Origin of the sequence: Streptomyces sp. NPDC058665, assembly GCF_042714995.1 — a bacterium.
Lineage (GTDB): Bacteria > Actinomycetota > Actinomycetes > Streptomycetales > Streptomycetaceae > Streptomyces.
This window is the reverse complement of sequence record NZ_JBHXRX010000041.1, coordinates 58283-75641: the sequence shown is the minus strand read 5'-3', so window position 1 is coordinate 75641 and position 17359 is coordinate 58283. Positions and strand designations below refer to the sequence as shown.

The window sequence follows — 17359 nt, the reverse complement described above, 5'->3', positions numbered from 1 at the left end:
GGGTGTCTTCAAAGTAGCGCCGTCCGCCTGCAAGGCGGGGCCCGCGGCGGCTGGTGCGTGCGATCGCAAGGCGGAGGATCGCTCTCGTACTGGACGTACTTGAGCGACTCTGACAACGCGGCGAGCGCGCGTGCCAGGCGTCGCGGGCCAGGCGGGACTTTGAAGACACCCCCTAGGGACCCCCCGCTCTCGCGCGCCCTGGCGTGTCATGGAAGGACGGCTGCGCCGTGTCGATGACCCTGCCCTCCGTACTGCGGCGCGTGCCGCTGCGGCAGTTGGTCTGTCTCGTTCCGCTCGTCCTCGTGGCCGCCTGGGTGGCCGGGAACTGGCCGGTGATCCTCTCGGGCATCGAGGAACTGCGCGGCGCGGACCGGAACTGGCTGCTGGCCGCGGTCGTCGTGACCGGGGCGTGCTGGATACCCGTCTGTCTGCTGAGGCAGGGCACCGTCATGGAACCGCTGCCCGCCGGGCGGCTCCTGGCCTCCCAGGTCGCGGCCGGGTCCGCGAACCATCTGCTCCCCGCCGGGCTCGGCGCGCACGTGGTGACGCTGCGCTTCCTCCAGGGCTGCGGGATACCCACCGCGCGGGCCTTCGGCGCGCTCGCCCTGTACTCGCTGGCCCAGCCGATCGGCCGCTACACCCTGCTGCTCACGCTCATGGCCCTCTACCCCGGGTCCATCCCGCTGGGCGGACTGCTGCCGGCCGAGTACGGGCTGCTGGCGCTGCTCCTCCTGGTCGGCGCGCTCACACTGGCGGCGCTGGTGCTCTGGTCGGTACGGCCGCTGCGCGGCTTCGTCCATGACTTCCTGCGGACCGCGCTGACCGACGCGCGCGCCCTGCACACCAGGCCCGCCCGGGTGATCGCCCTGTGGACCGGGGCACTGGCCTTCCCCGCGCTCCAGGCCGCCGTCATGGTCACGGTGGCCCGCGCGCTCCAGATGCCGGTGCCCACCGTCGACATCATGATCGCCTACCTGGCCGCCAGCATCGTCGCCGGGATCGTGCCGACCCCCGGCGGAGTCGGCTCCGTCGAGGCGGCGCTGCTCATCGCGCTCGTCGGCGCGGGCTCCCCGGTCTCCGTGGCGACCGCGGCCGTCCTCGGATTCCGCATCGTCACGGTGTGGCTGCCGCTGCTCCCCGGTGCTCTGGTGCTGGCCGTGCTGGTCCGCCGGAAGGTTCTCTGAGCGCCGGGTACGGCGGCCGGACGGGGAGCGTCAGAAGCAGGGCGAGCTCCGTCCAGACGAACATGTTGCTCCCGACGAAGCCGTCGACCCCGCCCACGTCGAAGCGCCACAGCCAGACGACGTAGCTGCACAGGATCATGTACACCGAGACCGCCGCGATCAACGGGCGGCCCCGGCGCGGCGGTTCGAGGGCCCGGTCGGCGAGGACCGCGAGCGCCGGGAGCAGCCAGACCAGGTGGTGCACCCAGGTGACCGGGCTGACGAGGCACGCGGCGGCGCCGGTCAGCGCGATGCCGCCGCGCACGTCGCCCACCGCTCTGGCCTTGTCCACCCGGTACGCCCAGGCGGCGACGACGGCGAGGACGCCGCAGGCCCACCACAGCCGTTCGGGTTCGGCCGGCGCCGAGAGCCGGGCGAGGACGCCCTGCCAGGACTGGTTGGAGACGTAACTCAGGTCGCCGATGCGGCTCGTGTCCCAGAGGGCCGACGTCCAGTACGCGTGCGAGGCATCCGGTGCGAGCCACAGGGCGAGCAGGGTCGCGCCCACGGCGACGGCGGTGGCCGTGCCGGCGGCCCGCCGGCGGCGGGTGACCACGAGGTAGCCGATGAAGATCGCGGGGGTGAGCTTGACCGCTGCGGCGAGCCCGATGCCGACGCCCGCCCAGCGGCTGCCGGTGGACAGCAGACGGGCGTCGGTGAGGACGAGGGCCAGCAGGAGGAGGTTGACCTGGCCGAAGCTGATGCTGTCGTAGACCGGTTCCAGCAGGGCGAGCATGCACAGGATCAGGGTGTACGCGGTCCACCGGTCCAGGCCGTGCCGGCGGATCACCGGTTCGGCGAGCCGGCGCAGGATCAGGGCCAGGGCGCCGAGGTTCGCCGCGACACCCGCGGTCAGCGCGACGGGCCAGCTGAACAGCGACAGCGGCAGCACGCAGAGGGCGGCGAAGGGCGGGTAGGTGAATCCGTAATTCTCACCCGGCACCCGGTAGTCGTAGAGCCCGGTGCCCCGCACCCCGCCCTCGGCACCGGTCCAGTGGTTCACCGCGTCGTAGTAGACCCACAGGTCGAACCAGTCGCGGTGGTACGGGACGGTCGCGACGAAAGCCGTCACGACCGCGCACAGCACGCCCAGGAGCAGATATCTGCGGCGCCGCGACATGGGCCGCCATCCCGTGGACCACCGCTCCGTCATGCTCAGGTCCGTCATGCCACCCTCCCCGGTTCCCGTGCGGTCAGCGTCACTTGGTCGCCCGACATCTCGCGGGCCCACCAGAGCGCGACCAGCGCGAACACTCCGCCGCAGATCGCGAGCGCCAACTGGAGGCCGTCTGCGGCGAGTCCGCTGGGCAGCTGGGCCAGCGCGAGCACCCCGCTGGCGACGGCCACCACCCGGCGCGCCGGTCCCGGCGGGGCCGCTGCCGCCAGCGGGAACAGCCCCCACAGCACGTACCAGGGGCGGATCGCCGGGCCCAGGACGGCGACCGCGATCAGGCTGAGGCCCAGCGCGTACACGGGGCTGTGCCGGGGGCGGCGCAGCCACACCACGAGTACGGCGACGGCCGTCGCCGCCAGACCCGCCGCGCGCCAGGCGTCGATGGCGAACGGTGCCAGGTCGCTGCCCGCGCTCCGCAGCGCGGACGCGGTCATCCGGCCGAGAAGGGAGGTGAGGGCCCAATTGTGCTGGGACACCGGGGTGTTGAGGGCGGCGATCCAGCCGTAGCCGGTGCCGGTGACCGCGGTCACCGCGGCGGTCGTCGCCAGGGCGACCCCGGCGGACGCGGACGCCGCTCTGAGCCATCGGCAGCGGCCGGTGAGCCCGCCGGCCCAGAACGCGGCGACGGCCAGCAGACCCAGCGCGGCAGGCGCCTTGACCAGCGCGGCGAGAGTCATCAGGACCGCGCCGAGCACCGGGAAGCGGCCCTTCGCGGCCACCAGCCCCATGCCGAGCAGACCCAGCATCACGGCGTCGTTGTGCGCGCCGGCGACCAGATGCAGCAGGAGCAGCGGATTGAGCGCCCCCAGCCACAGCGCGGCACCCGGGTCGGTTCCGCTGCGGCGGGCGAGCTGCACCAGTGACAGCACCATCAGGCCAACGCCCAGCAGCGCGACCAGCCGCATGCCGAACACCCCGGCCGGCAGCTCCGCCCGTGAGGCGCGCGCGATCAGCGAGGCGAACGACAGGAACAGCGGACCGTACGGGGTGGGCGTGTCCTGCCACATGGGCGAGACCTGCGCGGCGAGCGGACCGCCGAGCTGGTCGGGGCCATGGGTGTAGACGTCGATCTGGGCCTCCACCATCGCGCCCTGCGCCAGATAACTGTAGACGTCGCGGCTGAACAGCGGCGGGGCGATCACCAGCGGCGCGGCCCACACCGCGAGCGTGACCATCATGCCGCGCGCACCGGGCGGGCGCGGTCCGCGCACGGCGCGGCCCAGCCAGGCCCAGGCCGCGACGAGCAGCACGAGCCCGAAGTAGGCGCCGAAGAGTCCGACCGCCGCCGCTTCGGACGACGGCGCGAAGGCGTCGTCGACCGGCAGCGCACCGGCACTCGCGCCGCCGACGGCCACGGCCGTGGAACCGGCGAGCCCCAGTAGCCGGCATTTGCGTATATGTGATTCGTCGCCCGGGGTCTGCACTCAGGGAGCGTGCCCGTGGCCGGTGGCGAGAAGGGAACGTGCGGTGCGCCGGGGGGAGTCCGGAACGTGTCGGGCACGACTGGTGGGGGGCGCGGGGGGGGCGGGGGGCCCCAGGGGCCGGACCCGCGGACGCCGGGGGGGGCCGCGGCGCCCCCCCCCCACGGTACGCCGGGGGGGCGGCGGCGGGGGGGCGCCGCGACGGGGCGGGGCCGGTGGGGGGCGCCCTGGGCCCCCCCGCGCCCCCACCAGTCGCCTTCCGGCCTTACGCGGTGGTCACCGTCGGCCACCGCCCGTCAGTTTCCCCGGTGCGAGCGGCGGCGTCGGGCCGCCGGTGATCACGAAGCCCGAGCCCGGCTGGGTGACGATGTCGCCGTCCGCCGAGTTGGTGATCGTGACGTCGGACAGCGTCGCGCTGCCCCTGGCCCCGCTCATGGCCAGGATGCCCGCGCCGTTGTTGGATTTGTCGATCTTGACATTGTCGATCACGACGCCGGGCATGGTGCCGCCGCCCGTTTTGAACTGGATGCCGTCGTACGTGGAGTCGTAGATGTCCGTGTCCCTGATCGTGACACCGGGGATGTCCCGGCTTGCCGCGAACAGGGTGATGGCACCGAACTCCTGGTCCTCGTTCCAGAAGGCACCGCCCGTGCGGTGGAGCGCGTTGTTGGCGATCAGGGTCTGCCCGGAGAAGGGCAGCGGATCGTGGTCGGTCGCCAGCATGATGCCCGGGTAGTTCGCCGTGTCGGAGACGATGTTGTTCTCGATCTTGTTGCCGTAGCCGCCGTAGACCGCGATGCCGGTCGCGCGCCAGGGCAGCTGGATGGTGTTGTTGGTGAACGAGTTGTCGTGCGCGATGTCGACGGAGGTGTCCTTGACGTACCGGTTGGCCCAGACCGCCAGCGAGTCGTCACCGGTCGTGCGGAACGAGGAGTTGAACACCTTGGAGTTCCGCGTGCCGTTGGTGAAGTTGATGCCGTCGGCGTACGTGTTGCGGATGCGCATACCGGTGAACTCAAGGCCGTCGGCGGGGCCCCAGAGCGCCGGGATGTTGTCGTAGTCGCGGCCGACCCAGACACCGACGTTGGCGTGCTCGATCCAGACGTTGGAGATCTTGGTGTTCTTGCCGAACCGGCCGTTGAGGCCGACTCCGCCCTCGGCGTTGCCGTCGCCGCCCCGGATACGGCCGGAGCCGAAGATGGCGATGTCCGAGATCTGGGTGTTGTCGTCGATGTCGAAGCCGAAGTTGCCCTCGTGCGGATGGTTGATCCCGCCCGCGTTCTGCGGCTCGGTCAGGGTGTAGAGCTGTGAGTGCCACATACCCGCGCCGCGGATGGTGACGTTCTTGATGCCGATCTGGTTGAACTGCCCCTGGTTCAGCGGGTCGTCGGTCAGGATCTTCTTCTCCTGGCGCCACTGGCCCGCCGGGATCCAGACACACGCGATGGCACCGTTCTGGTCGGCGGTGACCGCCGCCTGGATGGCGGCCGTGTCGTCGTTGCCGTCGCCCGGCACCGCGCCGTACTCGGTGATCGAGGTGCACTCGGCGGGCTTGGCCGCCGGGGGCGCGACCTGCTCCAGGTCGATCAGGTCGATGTAGTAGAAGGGCGCGCTGTCCCCGGCGTCGCGCTGGAGCTTGAACTTGGTGCCCGCCGGATAGGTCGTGGACAGCAGCGAGTTGGCCTCGTCGAAGAGCCGCCGGGCATCCGCCTGCGGCGTGTTCGTCAGGGCCTCGGGACCGTCCGTGTCGCCGTACAGCCAGCTGTGCTTCGAGGAGAGGTTCAGCTTCTTCACGAAGGTGTCGTCGGCGTACAGGCTGATCGTGGCCTCGGTGCCGCCGCCGTTCGGGGCGTCGGGGATCGAGTTGCGCACCACGATCGAGTTGGCCGGGTTGGTGGAGGTGAACTCCACGAACTGACCTTGGGAGTTGAGCCGTACCGACTTACGGCCGGAGGACTCCGAGCCGAAGTTGGTGTGGCCGAAGGTGCGTACGGCGTCGGCCTCCACCAGGGTGCCCGAGTACCGGCCGGCCTCCGCCTCGTACTCCACGTACGGGACGGCCGCCCCGCGCCCGACCACGATCGAGCGGGAGAAGGAGTTGTTGGTCTCGTTGGTCTCCGTCACGACGCCGGTAGCGTCAGCGGTGGCCACGATGTTGGCGCCGCCGCTGGTGGCGGTCCAACTGCCGTTGATGCTCACGTTCGTCGTCGCGCCGGCCGCGATCGACGGGGTGTTGGTGTTGAGCGTCGTGCCGCCCACCGCCACCCGGGTGACCGTGGTGGCACCGCTCGCGGTCGTCCCGCGGTTCCGCACCGCCACGCTGAACTGGACCGAGGCGCCGACGGCGGGGTTCTGCGGCGTCGAACTGACGCTCAGCACCTGGAGGTCGGGCCCGGGGGCCTGTCCCACGACCAGTGAACCGGCCGCGGTGAAGCTGTTGTTGTCGTTGTCCTGCTCGACGATCGTGTCGGTCGGGTCCACCACCGCCGTCACCTTGTAGGTGCCTTCGGCGTGCTTGCCCGCGGCGACCTGGACGGTCTGCGAGGCACCCGCGGCGAGGCCGCCGACGGAGGCGCTGCCGGCGACCACTCCGCCGATACTGACGTTCACGGTCGTCGGGCCGGACGCGGCCGTCCCGGCGTTGCGCACCGTCGCGCTCACGGTGGTCGCGTCGGTCTCCACCGGGGCGGTGGGGGACCAGGAGAGCCCGGTGACGGTGAGGTCGGGGTTGGGCGCGGGGCGCCCGACGACCTGGAGTTCGGCGACCTGGCCGCCCTGAGCACCGGTGTTGGAGAAGAACTGGAGCTGTACGTCGGCGACGCGCCCGGTGACCGGGATACGTACCGAGTTCTGGTTCGTCGCCGGGTTGAAGCCGTAGTCGGCGCGCGCCTTGAGCGAGGTGAACCCGGCGGCCTGGGCGCGGCCGAGCACCTGGATGTTCTGGGTCCGGGCGCCCCACGCCGCGTCGGGGTTGAGCTTGACCACGACGGAGGTGATGTCGGCGTCCGCCCCGAGCTTGACCGTCAGGGTCGACGGGTGGCCCGTGGACTCCCAGTAGGTGTTGACGCTGCCGTCGTTGGCGTTGGCCGCGACGAAGTTGTGGATCGTCGACGACGCCTCGATCGCCTTGCCGCGTGCCAGGTCGGAGCCGTCGTCACCCGGGTCCGGGTCGGGGTCCTCGCCCGCGGGGCCGTAGATCTCGAACTCGGATATCTGCGCCGCCGGCCAGCCCGTGTTGCCGGTGATGTTCAGCCGTACGTAACGGACGCCGGTGGAGGGGAAGTCGATGGTGACGGTGTTCCCCGACGCGGGGGTGAACAGCCGCCCCTGCGAGGCGGAGAGAGTGCTGTAGGTGTTCCCGTCGGTGCTGCCCTGGACGCCGAGGGCCTGGGTGCGGGCCTCCCAGGTCGTGGGGAGCCTGAGCACCACCTGGTCGACGGCGACGTTCGCGCCGAGGTCGACCCGGAGCGTCTGCGGGAACGCGTTGTTCGGTCCTTCCCAGTACGACGCCTGACTGCCGTCGGTGACGTTGGAGGCCGGGTGGTTCCCCTCGGATCCGCTCGCCGACACGCTCTTGCCGGCCGCCTGGTCGGGGCGCTCGGCCGCGGCGGCCGAGAGGGGGGTGAGCCCGGCGACGAACAGGCCGGCCATGACGAGGCCGGTGATCAGTCGTCGGCGGAGCTGTCCGGGTCTGAGCTGCTTCTGTCTCATATGGTCCTCTGTTCGGTTGGAACGAGGGAGCAGATGGTGAGCTGCTATGAAGTTGCGAGAGAGCCTTGAGAAATTGAGCCACTTGCTTACTTTTTTGCGATTCACAGGTTGCAATCATGCCCATGGCTTGTCAACGGTTTTCGCACGGGTAACACGCGGGCCACCGGCCGCCCGACGGGTCGTCAGACGGCCGGGGTCGCGGGAGCCGCGGGGCCAGGCAGAAGCGCCATCCGCTCCTGCTCCTCCGCGACGATCCGCCGGGCCAGCGACTGCTCAGAGATGTCGACCGCGTCGGGCGTCGACTCCGCGACATCGCTGTGGCGGGCGTACGCGTCGAAGAGACGCTTCTTCGTACCCAGCAGGCGCAGTACGCGCTGGTCGACACTGTCGGCGGTCAGCAGCCGGTGGACCTGGACATGGCGTATCTGCCCCATCCGGTGCGCGCGGGCGATGGCCTGGGTCTCCAGCGTGGGCTTGACCTGCGGCTCGCACAGGATGACCACGGACGCGGCCTGGAGATTGAGACCGGTGCCGCCCGACTGGATCTGGCTCAGCAGAACGGCGTGTCCGGACGCCTCGGCGAAGCCGTCCACCCACTCCTGCCGCCGGGCGGCGGGCACCCGGCCGGTGAGCGGACCGAAGACGGTACGCGAGTGTGCGCCGGCACCTGAGGCCGGGCCGAGCGCCTCCTCGGCGGCCGTCAGCACATCGTGGAAGAAGGAGAAGACGACCACCTTCAGACCGTTCGACGCGGCCTCGCCGACGAGTTCGCGCAACCGCCTGAGCTTGGCGGACGTGGCGGGATCGGCGTACGCCGCCCGTCGCATGGCCATGAAGTTCCCGGCCGCCACCGCCTGCCGGTAGGCGGCGCGCGCGGCGGGGCTGAACTCCTCCCACTCGTCCACCTGTTGCAGCTCCGGCAGTTCCGTGAGGACGTCCTGCTGGTTACGGCGCAGATACGCGGGCGCCACGGCCCTGCGGAAGGCCTCGGAGCCGATGACCGCGTCGCCGTGACGGATGGCGGGAAGGAGCGCGGGCTGAAGATGGCGCACCAGACTCCGGAACTCCTCGACCCGGTTCTCCATGGGCGTCCCGGTGAGGAACAGGACATGCCCGGCGCGCTCCGCCCAGCTCCGCACGGTCCGGGAGCGCCGGGTCTCGGGGTTCTTCACATAGTGCGCCTCGTCCACGACGAGCATGCCGACCCGCACGTCGTCCGGCACGGCGAGCGAGCCGAGCACGTCGTACGTCGTCACCGCGACGTCCCCGTGCCGCGTCCACTGCCCGAGGGCCACCGTCCGGTCCTGGCCGTGCACCCGGTACGCGCGCAGTGTGCTGCGGGACTCGATCTCCCGGATCCAGTTGATGACGACGCTGGCCGGGCAGACCACCAGGAAGTGCGTACGGCCCTCGGACTTGAGGTGCGCGAGCGCGGCGATGGCCTGGATGGTCTTGCCCAGACCCATCTCGTCGCCCAGGATCACCCGGCGCTGGGCCAGCGCGAACCTGGCACCGAACGCCTGGTAGCCGCGCAGCGAAACGCGCCGGTGGGTGTCGTCCAGCCGCTGCGTACGGACACGTTCGGAGATGTCGCCGGGCAGAAAGCCCTCGGCCGCGTCCATGTCCGCGGTGGCTTCGGAGAGTTCGGCGAGGAGGACCGAAAAGTCGGCGGGGCGGATCTGGAAGTCGAGCCACGCCTCGTCCGCCGAGACGGCGGGCCGCAGCAGATCCGTGGCCGCCTGGGTGAGCAGGAGCGGCACTTCACCGGCGGCGGCGTCATCGAGGAAGGCGTCGACCAACTGGACGGCGTGCTGGGCCTGTTGCCGGCGCCGCTTCCCGGAGAACAGCATGCGCAGCCGGTCCCCGGCCGGGCGTGCCGGTGGCAGCAGCGGGGCGAGGTCCGCGTCGGTCCGGGCCGCCGCCGCGAGGGCGCGGGGCATGTCCGGGCCCGCGTTCACCATCCGGTTCAACGCGACGACCAGGGCGGTGGCATGGGGATCGCCGATGTCGTCGGCGTCCAGCCGGACGGCCACGTGCTCCGCCATCGCCTCCGCCAGCTGCCGCGCGGCGGCGATGGCGTGACCGGAGCTCTGCGTGCCGATGCCGGGGATGTGGCGGAGCTCGTACGCCGTCGCGTCGAGCACCTTCCCGACGTCCGTGTACCCGGCCTGTTCGAGCGCGCCAAGCCGGAGCCTGCCCTCGGTGACATCGGCGAGCCGGGAGAGGGGGATGCCCGCCAACTCCCGGCGGACCAGCGCGTCGCGCAGCGGGGCGACCGCCTTGAGGACACCGTCCCGTACCTCGGCGTGGTCGGCGGCCACCCGGCGTGCCGTGGCGAGAAGTCGGTCGGCCCGGTCGAGCACGGCGCGCGCGCCGCCGCCCACCGGCACCGGCCTCCGCTCACGCCCCGCTCCGTCGCCCATGACGCCTCTCGCTGTCCGCCGCTTGTCCACCACATCCGGTCGAGCGACATGATTCCACGGGGGTACGACATCGCCGGGCGGCCGTTTCCGGCGCGCCCGGCGATCTCGGGGTCGGTCGGTGCCGGGTCGTGGACCCCCGGCCGGTCCGGGGTGGTGAACCCCCGCGAACTACGCGGCCATGGTCCAGCGCTGGCCGGGGGCGCCGTCGCAGGTGCGGAGTTCGAGCTTCGTACCGTTGACTTCTCCGCCGGCCGCCGGCGTCAGGCACTTGCCCGAGGCGACACCGACGACGGAGCCGTCCGCGTTGACGCGCCACTGCTGGTTGGTGGTGCCGCGGCAGTCCCAGATGATGACGGGCGTGCCGTCGGCGGTGGCGGCGCCCTTCGCGTCCAGGCAGCGGTCGCCGTACACGCGCAGTTCGTCGGAGGCCGTACGGGTCCACTGCTGGTTGGCCTTGCGGTGGCAGTCGTAGACGATCGTCCGTGTGCCCGCGGTCGCCACGGCCCCGTCGACGTCGAGACAGCGGCCCGACTGCGCGTTGACGAGCGTGCCCCGGCCGCCGCCGCCGAGCGGGACGAGGCTGGCGGGCACCGAGCGCAGCGCGTCGTACCAGACGGTCGCCATCTTGGCGTAGCCAGCGGCGTTGGGGTGGACGCCGTCGGCGAGGTCGGCGACCGTCAATGCCTTGTACATGTCAACCAGATGGACGCGGGGGCCCTTGCCGTTGACGATGCCGGGCAGCGCCGCGTTGAACGTCTTGACCCGGGCTTCGAGGTCGGGGTTCGTCTCGGGCGTGATCGTCGCGACGAACAGCTCGATCTGCGGCTTCTGTTGGAGGACGCGGTCGATGAGATCGGAGAGCCGGGCCGGGGCGTTCGCCACGTCGTAGTTCTGGTTCACGTCGTTCGTGCCGATCTGGAGCATGATCGTGCGCGGGTCACTGGCGGCCAGCCAGCCGTCGATGTTCGAGCGGAGCTGGTCGATACGCCAGCCCGAGTGGCCCTGGTGGTCGTGGTCGCCCAGCTCCGGCGGGCCGTTGAACTGAGAACCGACGAAGTCGACGGTGTAGCCACCGGTGGCGAGATGCTGCCAGAGGTTGATGCGGTAGCCGCCGGGGACGTTGAATCCGTCGGTGATCGAGTCGCCGAGCGGCATGATCCGTACTCCGCCGTTGGACTCGGCGGGTGCGGCGGTCGCCGCGTTCGCGGCGGTCTGGGTGAGCGTCATGAGGGTCGCCGTGACGGCGAACACCAGAAGGCTGAGGAGAGCTTGCGCACGGCGTGAGGCAGTTCTTCGCAAGACGGGTCCTTCCCTAGGGGGCCGCCGAGGAATGGGGGGTGCGCGTCAGGTGTGCGGTGGTGCGTGCGTGTGTGACGGGAGGTGCGGGGGGTGAGTGGCGGCCATGTTGTAGATACCACCGGCCGGTCCTTCCGGCGAGGCATCGCGCGGCGGAGTCGGTGAAATGACCCTGTTCCGGCCACGGCCCGACGGTCTTCCGGACACGCTACGGGGGTGTCCTTCCGGGTCAGCCTTCGTACAGAAGACGGCGCAGGAACCTGTTCGTGAACGTGCCCGCCGGATCCAGGGAGTCCCGCAGCTCAAGGAAGTCCGCCATCCGGGGATAGCGGCCACGCAGCTCCGCCGGCCCCATGGTGAACACCTTGCCCCAGTGCGGCCGTGCGTTGAGCCCCTCCAGCGCCGCCTCCAGACGCGCGATCACCGGCACGACCGACGCCGTGTCCTTGACCCAGGTGAAGTGCAGCGCGACCGTGTCCCGTCCCTCGGCCGGGCTCAGCCACAGCCCGTCAGCGGCCACGGTGCGCACCTCGCAGACCTGGAGCACGGGAGCCATCACCGGCCCCAGCGCGGCCAGCGCCCGCAGCGCCGCGACGGCGTGCCGGCGCGGGACCAGATACTCGGACTGGAGCTCCTCCCCGTTGCTCGGGGTGAACTCGGCCCGGAAGTGCGGCAGCCGGGCATGCCAGGGCCCCGGCACCCCGTGCTGCTCGGTGCAGTGCGTCGCGGGCATGCCGGGCACGGGATGCATGGCCACGGTGGCCGGTACGCCCCAGGGGAAGTCCGGCTCGGCCGGGCCCGACCCGGGGTCGACGCGGTGCTTGAGCCAGACCTGCCCGAAGCGCGGGGCGTGCCAGTCGGTGAACAGGCTCACGCTGTACGCCGCCGAGGTGATCGCGTCGAAGTGCTCCTCCAGCACGTCCAGGGGCAGCCCGGTGCGGACGAACTGCCGTACGTCGAAGGCCGGAACGAGATCCAGGGTCAGCGAGGTGACCACGCCCAGCGCGCCGAGCGCCACCACCGAACCGGCGAAGCGCTCACCGTCCCTCTCGCGTTCCAGCGTCAGCGAGTCGCCGTCCGCGGTGACCATCTCCACCGCGCGTACGGCGGTCGCGAGCGAACCTGATGTGTCGCCGGAACCGTGCGTCCCGGTGGCGACCGACCCGGCCACCGAGATGTGCGGGAGGGACGCCATGGTGTGCAGGGCCAGCCCCCGCTCGGCCACCTGCCGGGCGAGTTCCGCGTACCGTACGCCGCCCGCGACGCGCACCGTACCGGCCGCCGTGTCGACGTCCACGGTCCTGGGCAGCCCGGCGAGCGAGAGAAGGGTGCCGTCGGTGTCGGCGATGCGGTTGAACGAGTGTCCGCTGCCCAGCGCCCGTACGCGCGGGCTGCCCGCGACGAGCGCCCGCAGCTCGTCGAGCGTGGCCGGGCGGTGCACCCGGTCGGCCGAGAAGACGATGTTCCCGGCCCAGTTGGTGCCCGCGCCGCCGGCCACCGGCCCGTGGGCTGCTGTCTCCGTCACCTGTCCGCCCTCTTCCCGAGTCTCCGGTTCGATCGAATTCGATCCGATTCGATCACGCCCGCGCCGCGCACGCGTCCCCGCCCCCCGCCCGCCGTCTCGATACAAGCCCCGGCCCCGCTTACTGACGGCTGACCGCGCGGGTCACACCGGCGACGACCGTCGTGGCCAGGATCCAGCCGGTGATGATCAGGACGTACGACAGCCCCTGATACCAGCCACCCTCCGGGGTGAAGGCCCGCTCCTGCCCGAAGTCGACGATCGGCAGCAGCAGGTCGAGGCTGTAGAAGACGGGATTGAAGTCCGGGGACTCGTCGGCCTTCAGCGGGCGGGGTTCACGGACGGCGTACGCGACCGAGGCCACCAGCAGCAGCGACAGCATCCAGGTCACGGCCCGCATCGGCCGGAAGCCGTAGCCGACGGTGATGTCCTGGACATGCCCCCAGAGCCGCGCGTACCAGGCGAGCCCCCTGCGCTGCCTCCGCTGCTTCGCGAGCTGTACGGTCCGGGCCGCGTCGTCGTCACCGATCCTGCGGTACGAAGCGGTCAACTGCTCGTAGGCGTACGGCACATAGTCGTCGCCGTCCCGTTCGAGGACGGCCAGCCGCCGGCCGGCCGGCTCGTGCGGGGCGAGCGTCCCGTACGTCAGACCGTTGAGCCGAACGCCCCCGGACCAGACCTCCGGCGCCACGTGCAGCAGGTCGATCTGGGAGCGCCGCAGATTGACCGAGCCCTCGATGGGCGCCGCCTCGCGCAGCCACAGCTCACCGACCACACAACTGCTGGCACGCAGGGCCACGCCGCCTGGATGCGACAACCGGGCGTACGCCAGGTTGAGTTGACCGGGTATCCGGGCTCCGCGCAGATTGACCCGGCCCCGGACGCGGATCCGCTTCGCGCTGAGGTCCGCCCCGACGCTGAGCGTCTCGGCGTCAAGGGCGGTGCGTCCGGGGGCGGTCAGTACGGCGTCGTCCAGACTGATGGACCCGGCGACGGCCGCTCCGCCGAGCCGCAGTGTGCCGTCCACCCGCAGGCCGGGCGCCCACAGATCGTCGCCGACGGTGGCGTGGTTGAGCTGGAGCAACGGCTCGGGGTCGGGGGCCGGCTCCGGATCGGCCTCCGGGCCGCCGTCCGGTCCGGAGTCGGGCGCCGCCGCGCTGAACCGCGCCCGGTCGAGAAACACGGCCCCGGAGATCTGCGCCGCCCCGAGCCGGACCGGACCCGTGACGCGACAGTCGGTGAGCCGCAGCACACCGTCGACCCGCAGCGTCGCCGCCGTCATTCCGGGCAGCACCGACCCGCTGAGATTGAGTTGCCGGACCTGGGCCCCGTACAGACTGGGCACGTCGTCCAGGAAGCAGTCATTGAGGCTGACCGGGCAATCGACCGTCGCGTAACGCAGGTTGAGCCACCCCGTGATACGGGCACCCATCAGCCGCAGCGCGGGTATCTCCCCGTCCTGCCGCGCCCCGCCGAGCAGGACGGCGCGCACCACCTCGGCCCGCACACTCCGCTCCGGCCCCCAGTGCCGGCCGGGCTCGGGATCCGGGTCGCCGGCCGCGCGGAAGTCCACGACCTCGCCCCTGGGGAAGGCGTCCCAGACGCGCCGCTCGGCCGCCGTCAGCGTGTTGATCTCCATTGCCGCGACTCTCGCCCGGCCGCGCGGAGGTGTCAACACACCGGCGTCGTCAGGCCATCTGACGCCGTACCAGCTCGTGCAGCCTGCCGCCCTCGTCCGCCAACAGGGCGGCCGGCGGCCCCTGTTCGACGATGCGCCCCGCGTCCATGACCAGCACCCGGTCCGCGTCAAGGACCGTGGAGAGGCGGTGGGCGATCACCAGACGGCCCGCGTTCAGCCGGCGGGTGCTCTCGATCACGATCCGCTGGGTCTCGTTGTCCAGGGCGCTGGTCGCCTCGTCCAGGAAGAGCAGCCGCGGCCGGCGGACCAGCGCCTGGGCGATCATGAGGCGCTGGCGCTGGCCGCCGGAGATGGCGCCGCCTCCGGCGATCATGGTGTGCAGACCCATCGGCATGCGTTTGATGTCCTCCGCGAGACCGGCCATCTCGACGGCCTCCCAGACCTCGTCCTGCGAGAACGTCTCGGCGCCGCAGACGCAGTCCCAGATGGAGCCGGTGAGCGGCTGCGCGTTCTGCAGGACGACACCGCACTGGCGCCGCACGGCCGCGCGGTCGAGGGCCGCCAGGTCCTGGCCGTCGTACAGCACGCTTCCCGTGACCGGCCGGTCGAAGCCGATCAGCAGCCGCAGCAGCGTCGACTTGCCGCAGCCGCTTGCCCCGACGACCGCGACGAACTCGCCCGGCTCCATCCGCAGCGATACGTCGTCGAGCACGAGCGGGCCGTCGTCGGTGTAGCGGAAAGAGAGCTTCCGGGCCTCGATCCGGCCGGTCAGCACACCGGGCTGGGTACCCGTGTCGCCGCCCTCGGGGGCCTCGTCCAGGACCGGCTTGATCTGCTCGAACATGGGCAGCACGGCGGCGACCGACACGAGTGCGCCGGTGAGCTGGGTGACTGAGGTCAGCAGCATGGTCACGGCGGTGTTGAAGGTCAGGAACTCACCGGCCGACATGCTCCCGCGCGCCGGTCCGGCCAGCAGCATGAACATCACGAGGGAGCAGAACGGCAGGTAGACCGCGTCCAGCACCGTCGCCACATTTTTGATCCGGCCCGCCCGCTGCTGGAGTTCGCGCGAGCGGGCGAAGCCGCGCGCCCAGGCCGCGTACGCGAAGCCCTCGGCCGCGGCGACCCGTAGCTTCGGCAGCCCGCGCAGGGTCTGGAACGCCTGGTTGTTGAGTTTGTTGCCGAGCTCGACCAACTGCCGCTGCCAGCGCAGCTGCCACAGTCCAAGACCGAAGAACACGCCGGCGATGACGGCGAGCATTCCCATCGCCGCCAGCGCGAGCGGGACACTGTGGACGAGCAGCAGCACCAGGCTCATCCCGCCGACCGCCGCCGACTGCACGATCACCGGCCCGATGCCCGAGAACACCCGGCGGATCGCGCTGACGCCCATCGCCGCGCTCGCGAGCTCACCGGTGGAGCGTTCGGCGAAGAACTTCGTCGGCAGCCTCAACAGCCGGTCCCACACCGCCGGTTGGAGCGTGCTCTCGATACGGCCCTCCATCCGCAGGATGGTCAGGCTCTGCGTCAGCATGAAGGCGGCCGTGACGATGCCGGTGATCATGACGGCGACGGACACCTGGGCGATCAGATCGGTCCGGGCGCTCGGTACGTACTCGCCGAGCACCCGTCCGGTCGCGAGCGGCACCAGCGCCCCGAGCCCCACCGTGACAAGGCAGGTCAGCGCCAGATTGCGCAGATCCACACCGTTGCCGCGCAGACCGAAGCGGAGCAACCGCCAAGGCGTCAGGGGCTCTTCGGGGAGCGGGCGGTAGAACATCACGGCGCGCGGCTCGAAGTCGTCGGCGTTGTGCCCGCCGACGCGAAGCCGTGCCCCCGTCGCCGGGTTGACCGCCTCGTAACGGCCGCGCCGCCAGATCAGGGCGACCGGGGCGCCGGACTTGGCCCGGTGGCCCACGAGCGGGCCCGAGTCGGTCCGCCACCAGGGGCCGTCGAGCCGCACGGCGCGGGTGCGGACCCGGGAGGCGATGGCGATGCGTTCGACCGGTCCGACGCGGTCGTCGAGCGGGGTGCCCGCGCTACGCGAGTGGTCGGAGAGGGTGATGCCGGAGGCCGCGGCGACCAGCCGGCAGACCGCGAACGTCGCGTCCCTGACGGCGTCGCCGCTCGCGCTCTCGGCCGCGCCGCCCTCGTCGGAGCCCGTGCCGGGGCGGCCGATGGACGCCACCAGCGCCTCGTCGGCCCGCGCCCGTACCCGCTCACCGGCCTTGATCCCGGCGGCCGTCCGGTCCTCGTGCGCGCGCTCCTGCCGCTCGATCCAGTGGTCGACGGCCGACAGCAGCCGGTGCTGCTGGTTGACCATCCGCTGCCACATCGCGGCGTCGACCAGCAGGTCGCCCGCCGCGTCCGCGCTGTACGAGGCGCCGTACTGGACGCTGCCGGGGGAGACCGGCATCCACAGCACATCGTCGTCGGACACGGCACCGTCGGTGGACGGGCGGGCGTCGAGCGGCGTCTGGAAGAGCGCGCCGAGCCCGCGCGCGGCGCCGAGCGCGAAAGCGTGCTCCAGCGGGGTCGGTACGGGGGGCGCGGACGGCGAGGTGTGCTGCGCCATCTCCGGCGCGCCGTACGGGTAGGCGTACGGATCGTCGGGCGCGGGCGGCGGCGCGTACAGCTCCCGCAGCGCGATCCGGCGCAGCGCGCAGTCCTGCGACGGCCTGCTCAGCAGCGTGTGCCGGGGTCCTTCGACCGGACCGAGGAGCAGCGTCCCGGCTTCGAGACGGCCGAGGAAGTGCCAGTGCCCCTGCCCCACCGCGTCCACGGCGAAGAGGTCGAGCGTGCCCCCGACCACCAGCCACAGCACATGCGGGCCCTCCAGCGGCACATTGCGCACCCCGGCGCAGTCGACCGGTGTGCCCAGCGCGCCCAGCGCGTGGATCACCGGGTCGACGCCCGCCGTCGCGCCGGCGCCCGTCGTCATGGAGGTCAT

General features: G+C 71.7%; 9 protein-coding genes. 1 reads left to right on the top strand and 8 read right to left on the bottom strand.

Translation table 11 applies throughout. The features are described from left to right. The first annotated feature begins 233 nt into the window (after nucleotides 1-233). Nucleotides 234-1184 carry a YbhN family protein gene (locus tag ACFWV8_RS25080; RefSeq protein ID WP_384207370.1) on the top strand — a complete coding sequence of 317 codons (951 nt, stop codon included), beginning with the start codon at nucleotides 234-236 and terminating at the stop codon, nucleotides 1182-1184. Here ACFWV8_RS25080 and ACFWV8_RS25075 read toward each other — a convergent pair. The 8 genes from ACFWV8_RS25075 to ACFWV8_RS25040 form a co-directional block, all read right to left on the bottom strand. Further along, nucleotides 1114-2391: a glycosyltransferase 87 family protein gene (locus ACFWV8_RS25075; RefSeq protein ID WP_384207345.1), complete on the bottom strand. Its 1278-nt coding sequence runs from the start codon at nucleotides 2389-2391 to the stop codon at nucleotides 1114-1116. The two genes, ACFWV8_RS25080 and ACFWV8_RS25075, sit on opposite strands and share 71 nt — an antisense overlap. After that, on the bottom strand, nucleotides 2388-3821 hold the full coding sequence (gene mptB, locus ACFWV8_RS25070) for a polyprenol phosphomannose-dependent alpha 1,6 mannosyltransferase MptB (protein ID WP_384207341.1): 1434 nt from the start codon (nucleotides 3819-3821) through the stop codon (nucleotides 2388-2390). The genes ACFWV8_RS25075 and mptB overlap by 4 nt, the downstream gene beginning before the upstream one ends. A gap of 273 nt (nucleotides 3822-4094) precedes the next feature. Then, nucleotides 4095-7529: a CARDB domain-containing protein gene (locus tag ACFWV8_RS25065; RefSeq protein WP_384207338.1), complete on the bottom strand. Its 3435-nt coding sequence runs from the start codon at nucleotides 7527-7529 to the stop codon at nucleotides 4095-4097. Between the two features lie 182 nt (nucleotides 7530-7711). After that, nucleotides 7712-9952, bottom strand: a complete 2241-nt coding sequence (locus ACFWV8_RS25060) for a DEAD/DEAH box helicase (protein WP_384207333.1) — start codon at nucleotides 9950-9952, stop codon at nucleotides 7712-7714. A 168-nt stretch (nucleotides 9953-10120) separates the two neighbouring features. Further along, nucleotides 10121-11251, bottom strand: a complete 1131-nt coding sequence (locus tag ACFWV8_RS25055; RefSeq protein WP_384207329.1) for a ricin-type beta-trefoil lectin domain protein — start codon at nucleotides 11249-11251, stop codon at nucleotides 10121-10123. A 226-nt stretch (nucleotides 11252-11477) separates the two neighbouring features. After that, entirely contained in the window at nucleotides 11478-12773 is a 1296-nt protein-coding gene (locus ACFWV8_RS25050; protein WP_384207326.1) for a D-arabinono-1,4-lactone oxidase, read from the bottom strand. Nucleotides 12774-12891: 118 nt separating this feature from the next. Then, the gene (locus tag ACFWV8_RS25045) at nucleotides 12892-14409 is read right to left on the bottom strand and encodes a membrane-associated oxidoreductase (RefSeq protein ID WP_384207323.1); all 1518 of its coding nucleotides are present in this window, start codon (nucleotides 14407-14409) and stop codon (nucleotides 12892-12894) included. A 49-nt stretch (nucleotides 14410-14458) separates the two neighbouring features. Continuing rightward, complete coding sequence (locus tag ACFWV8_RS25040) at nucleotides 14459-17359, bottom strand: NHLP bacteriocin export ABC transporter permease/ATPase subunit (RefSeq protein ID WP_384207320.1); 2901 nt, start codon at nucleotides 17357-17359, stop codon at nucleotides 14459-14461.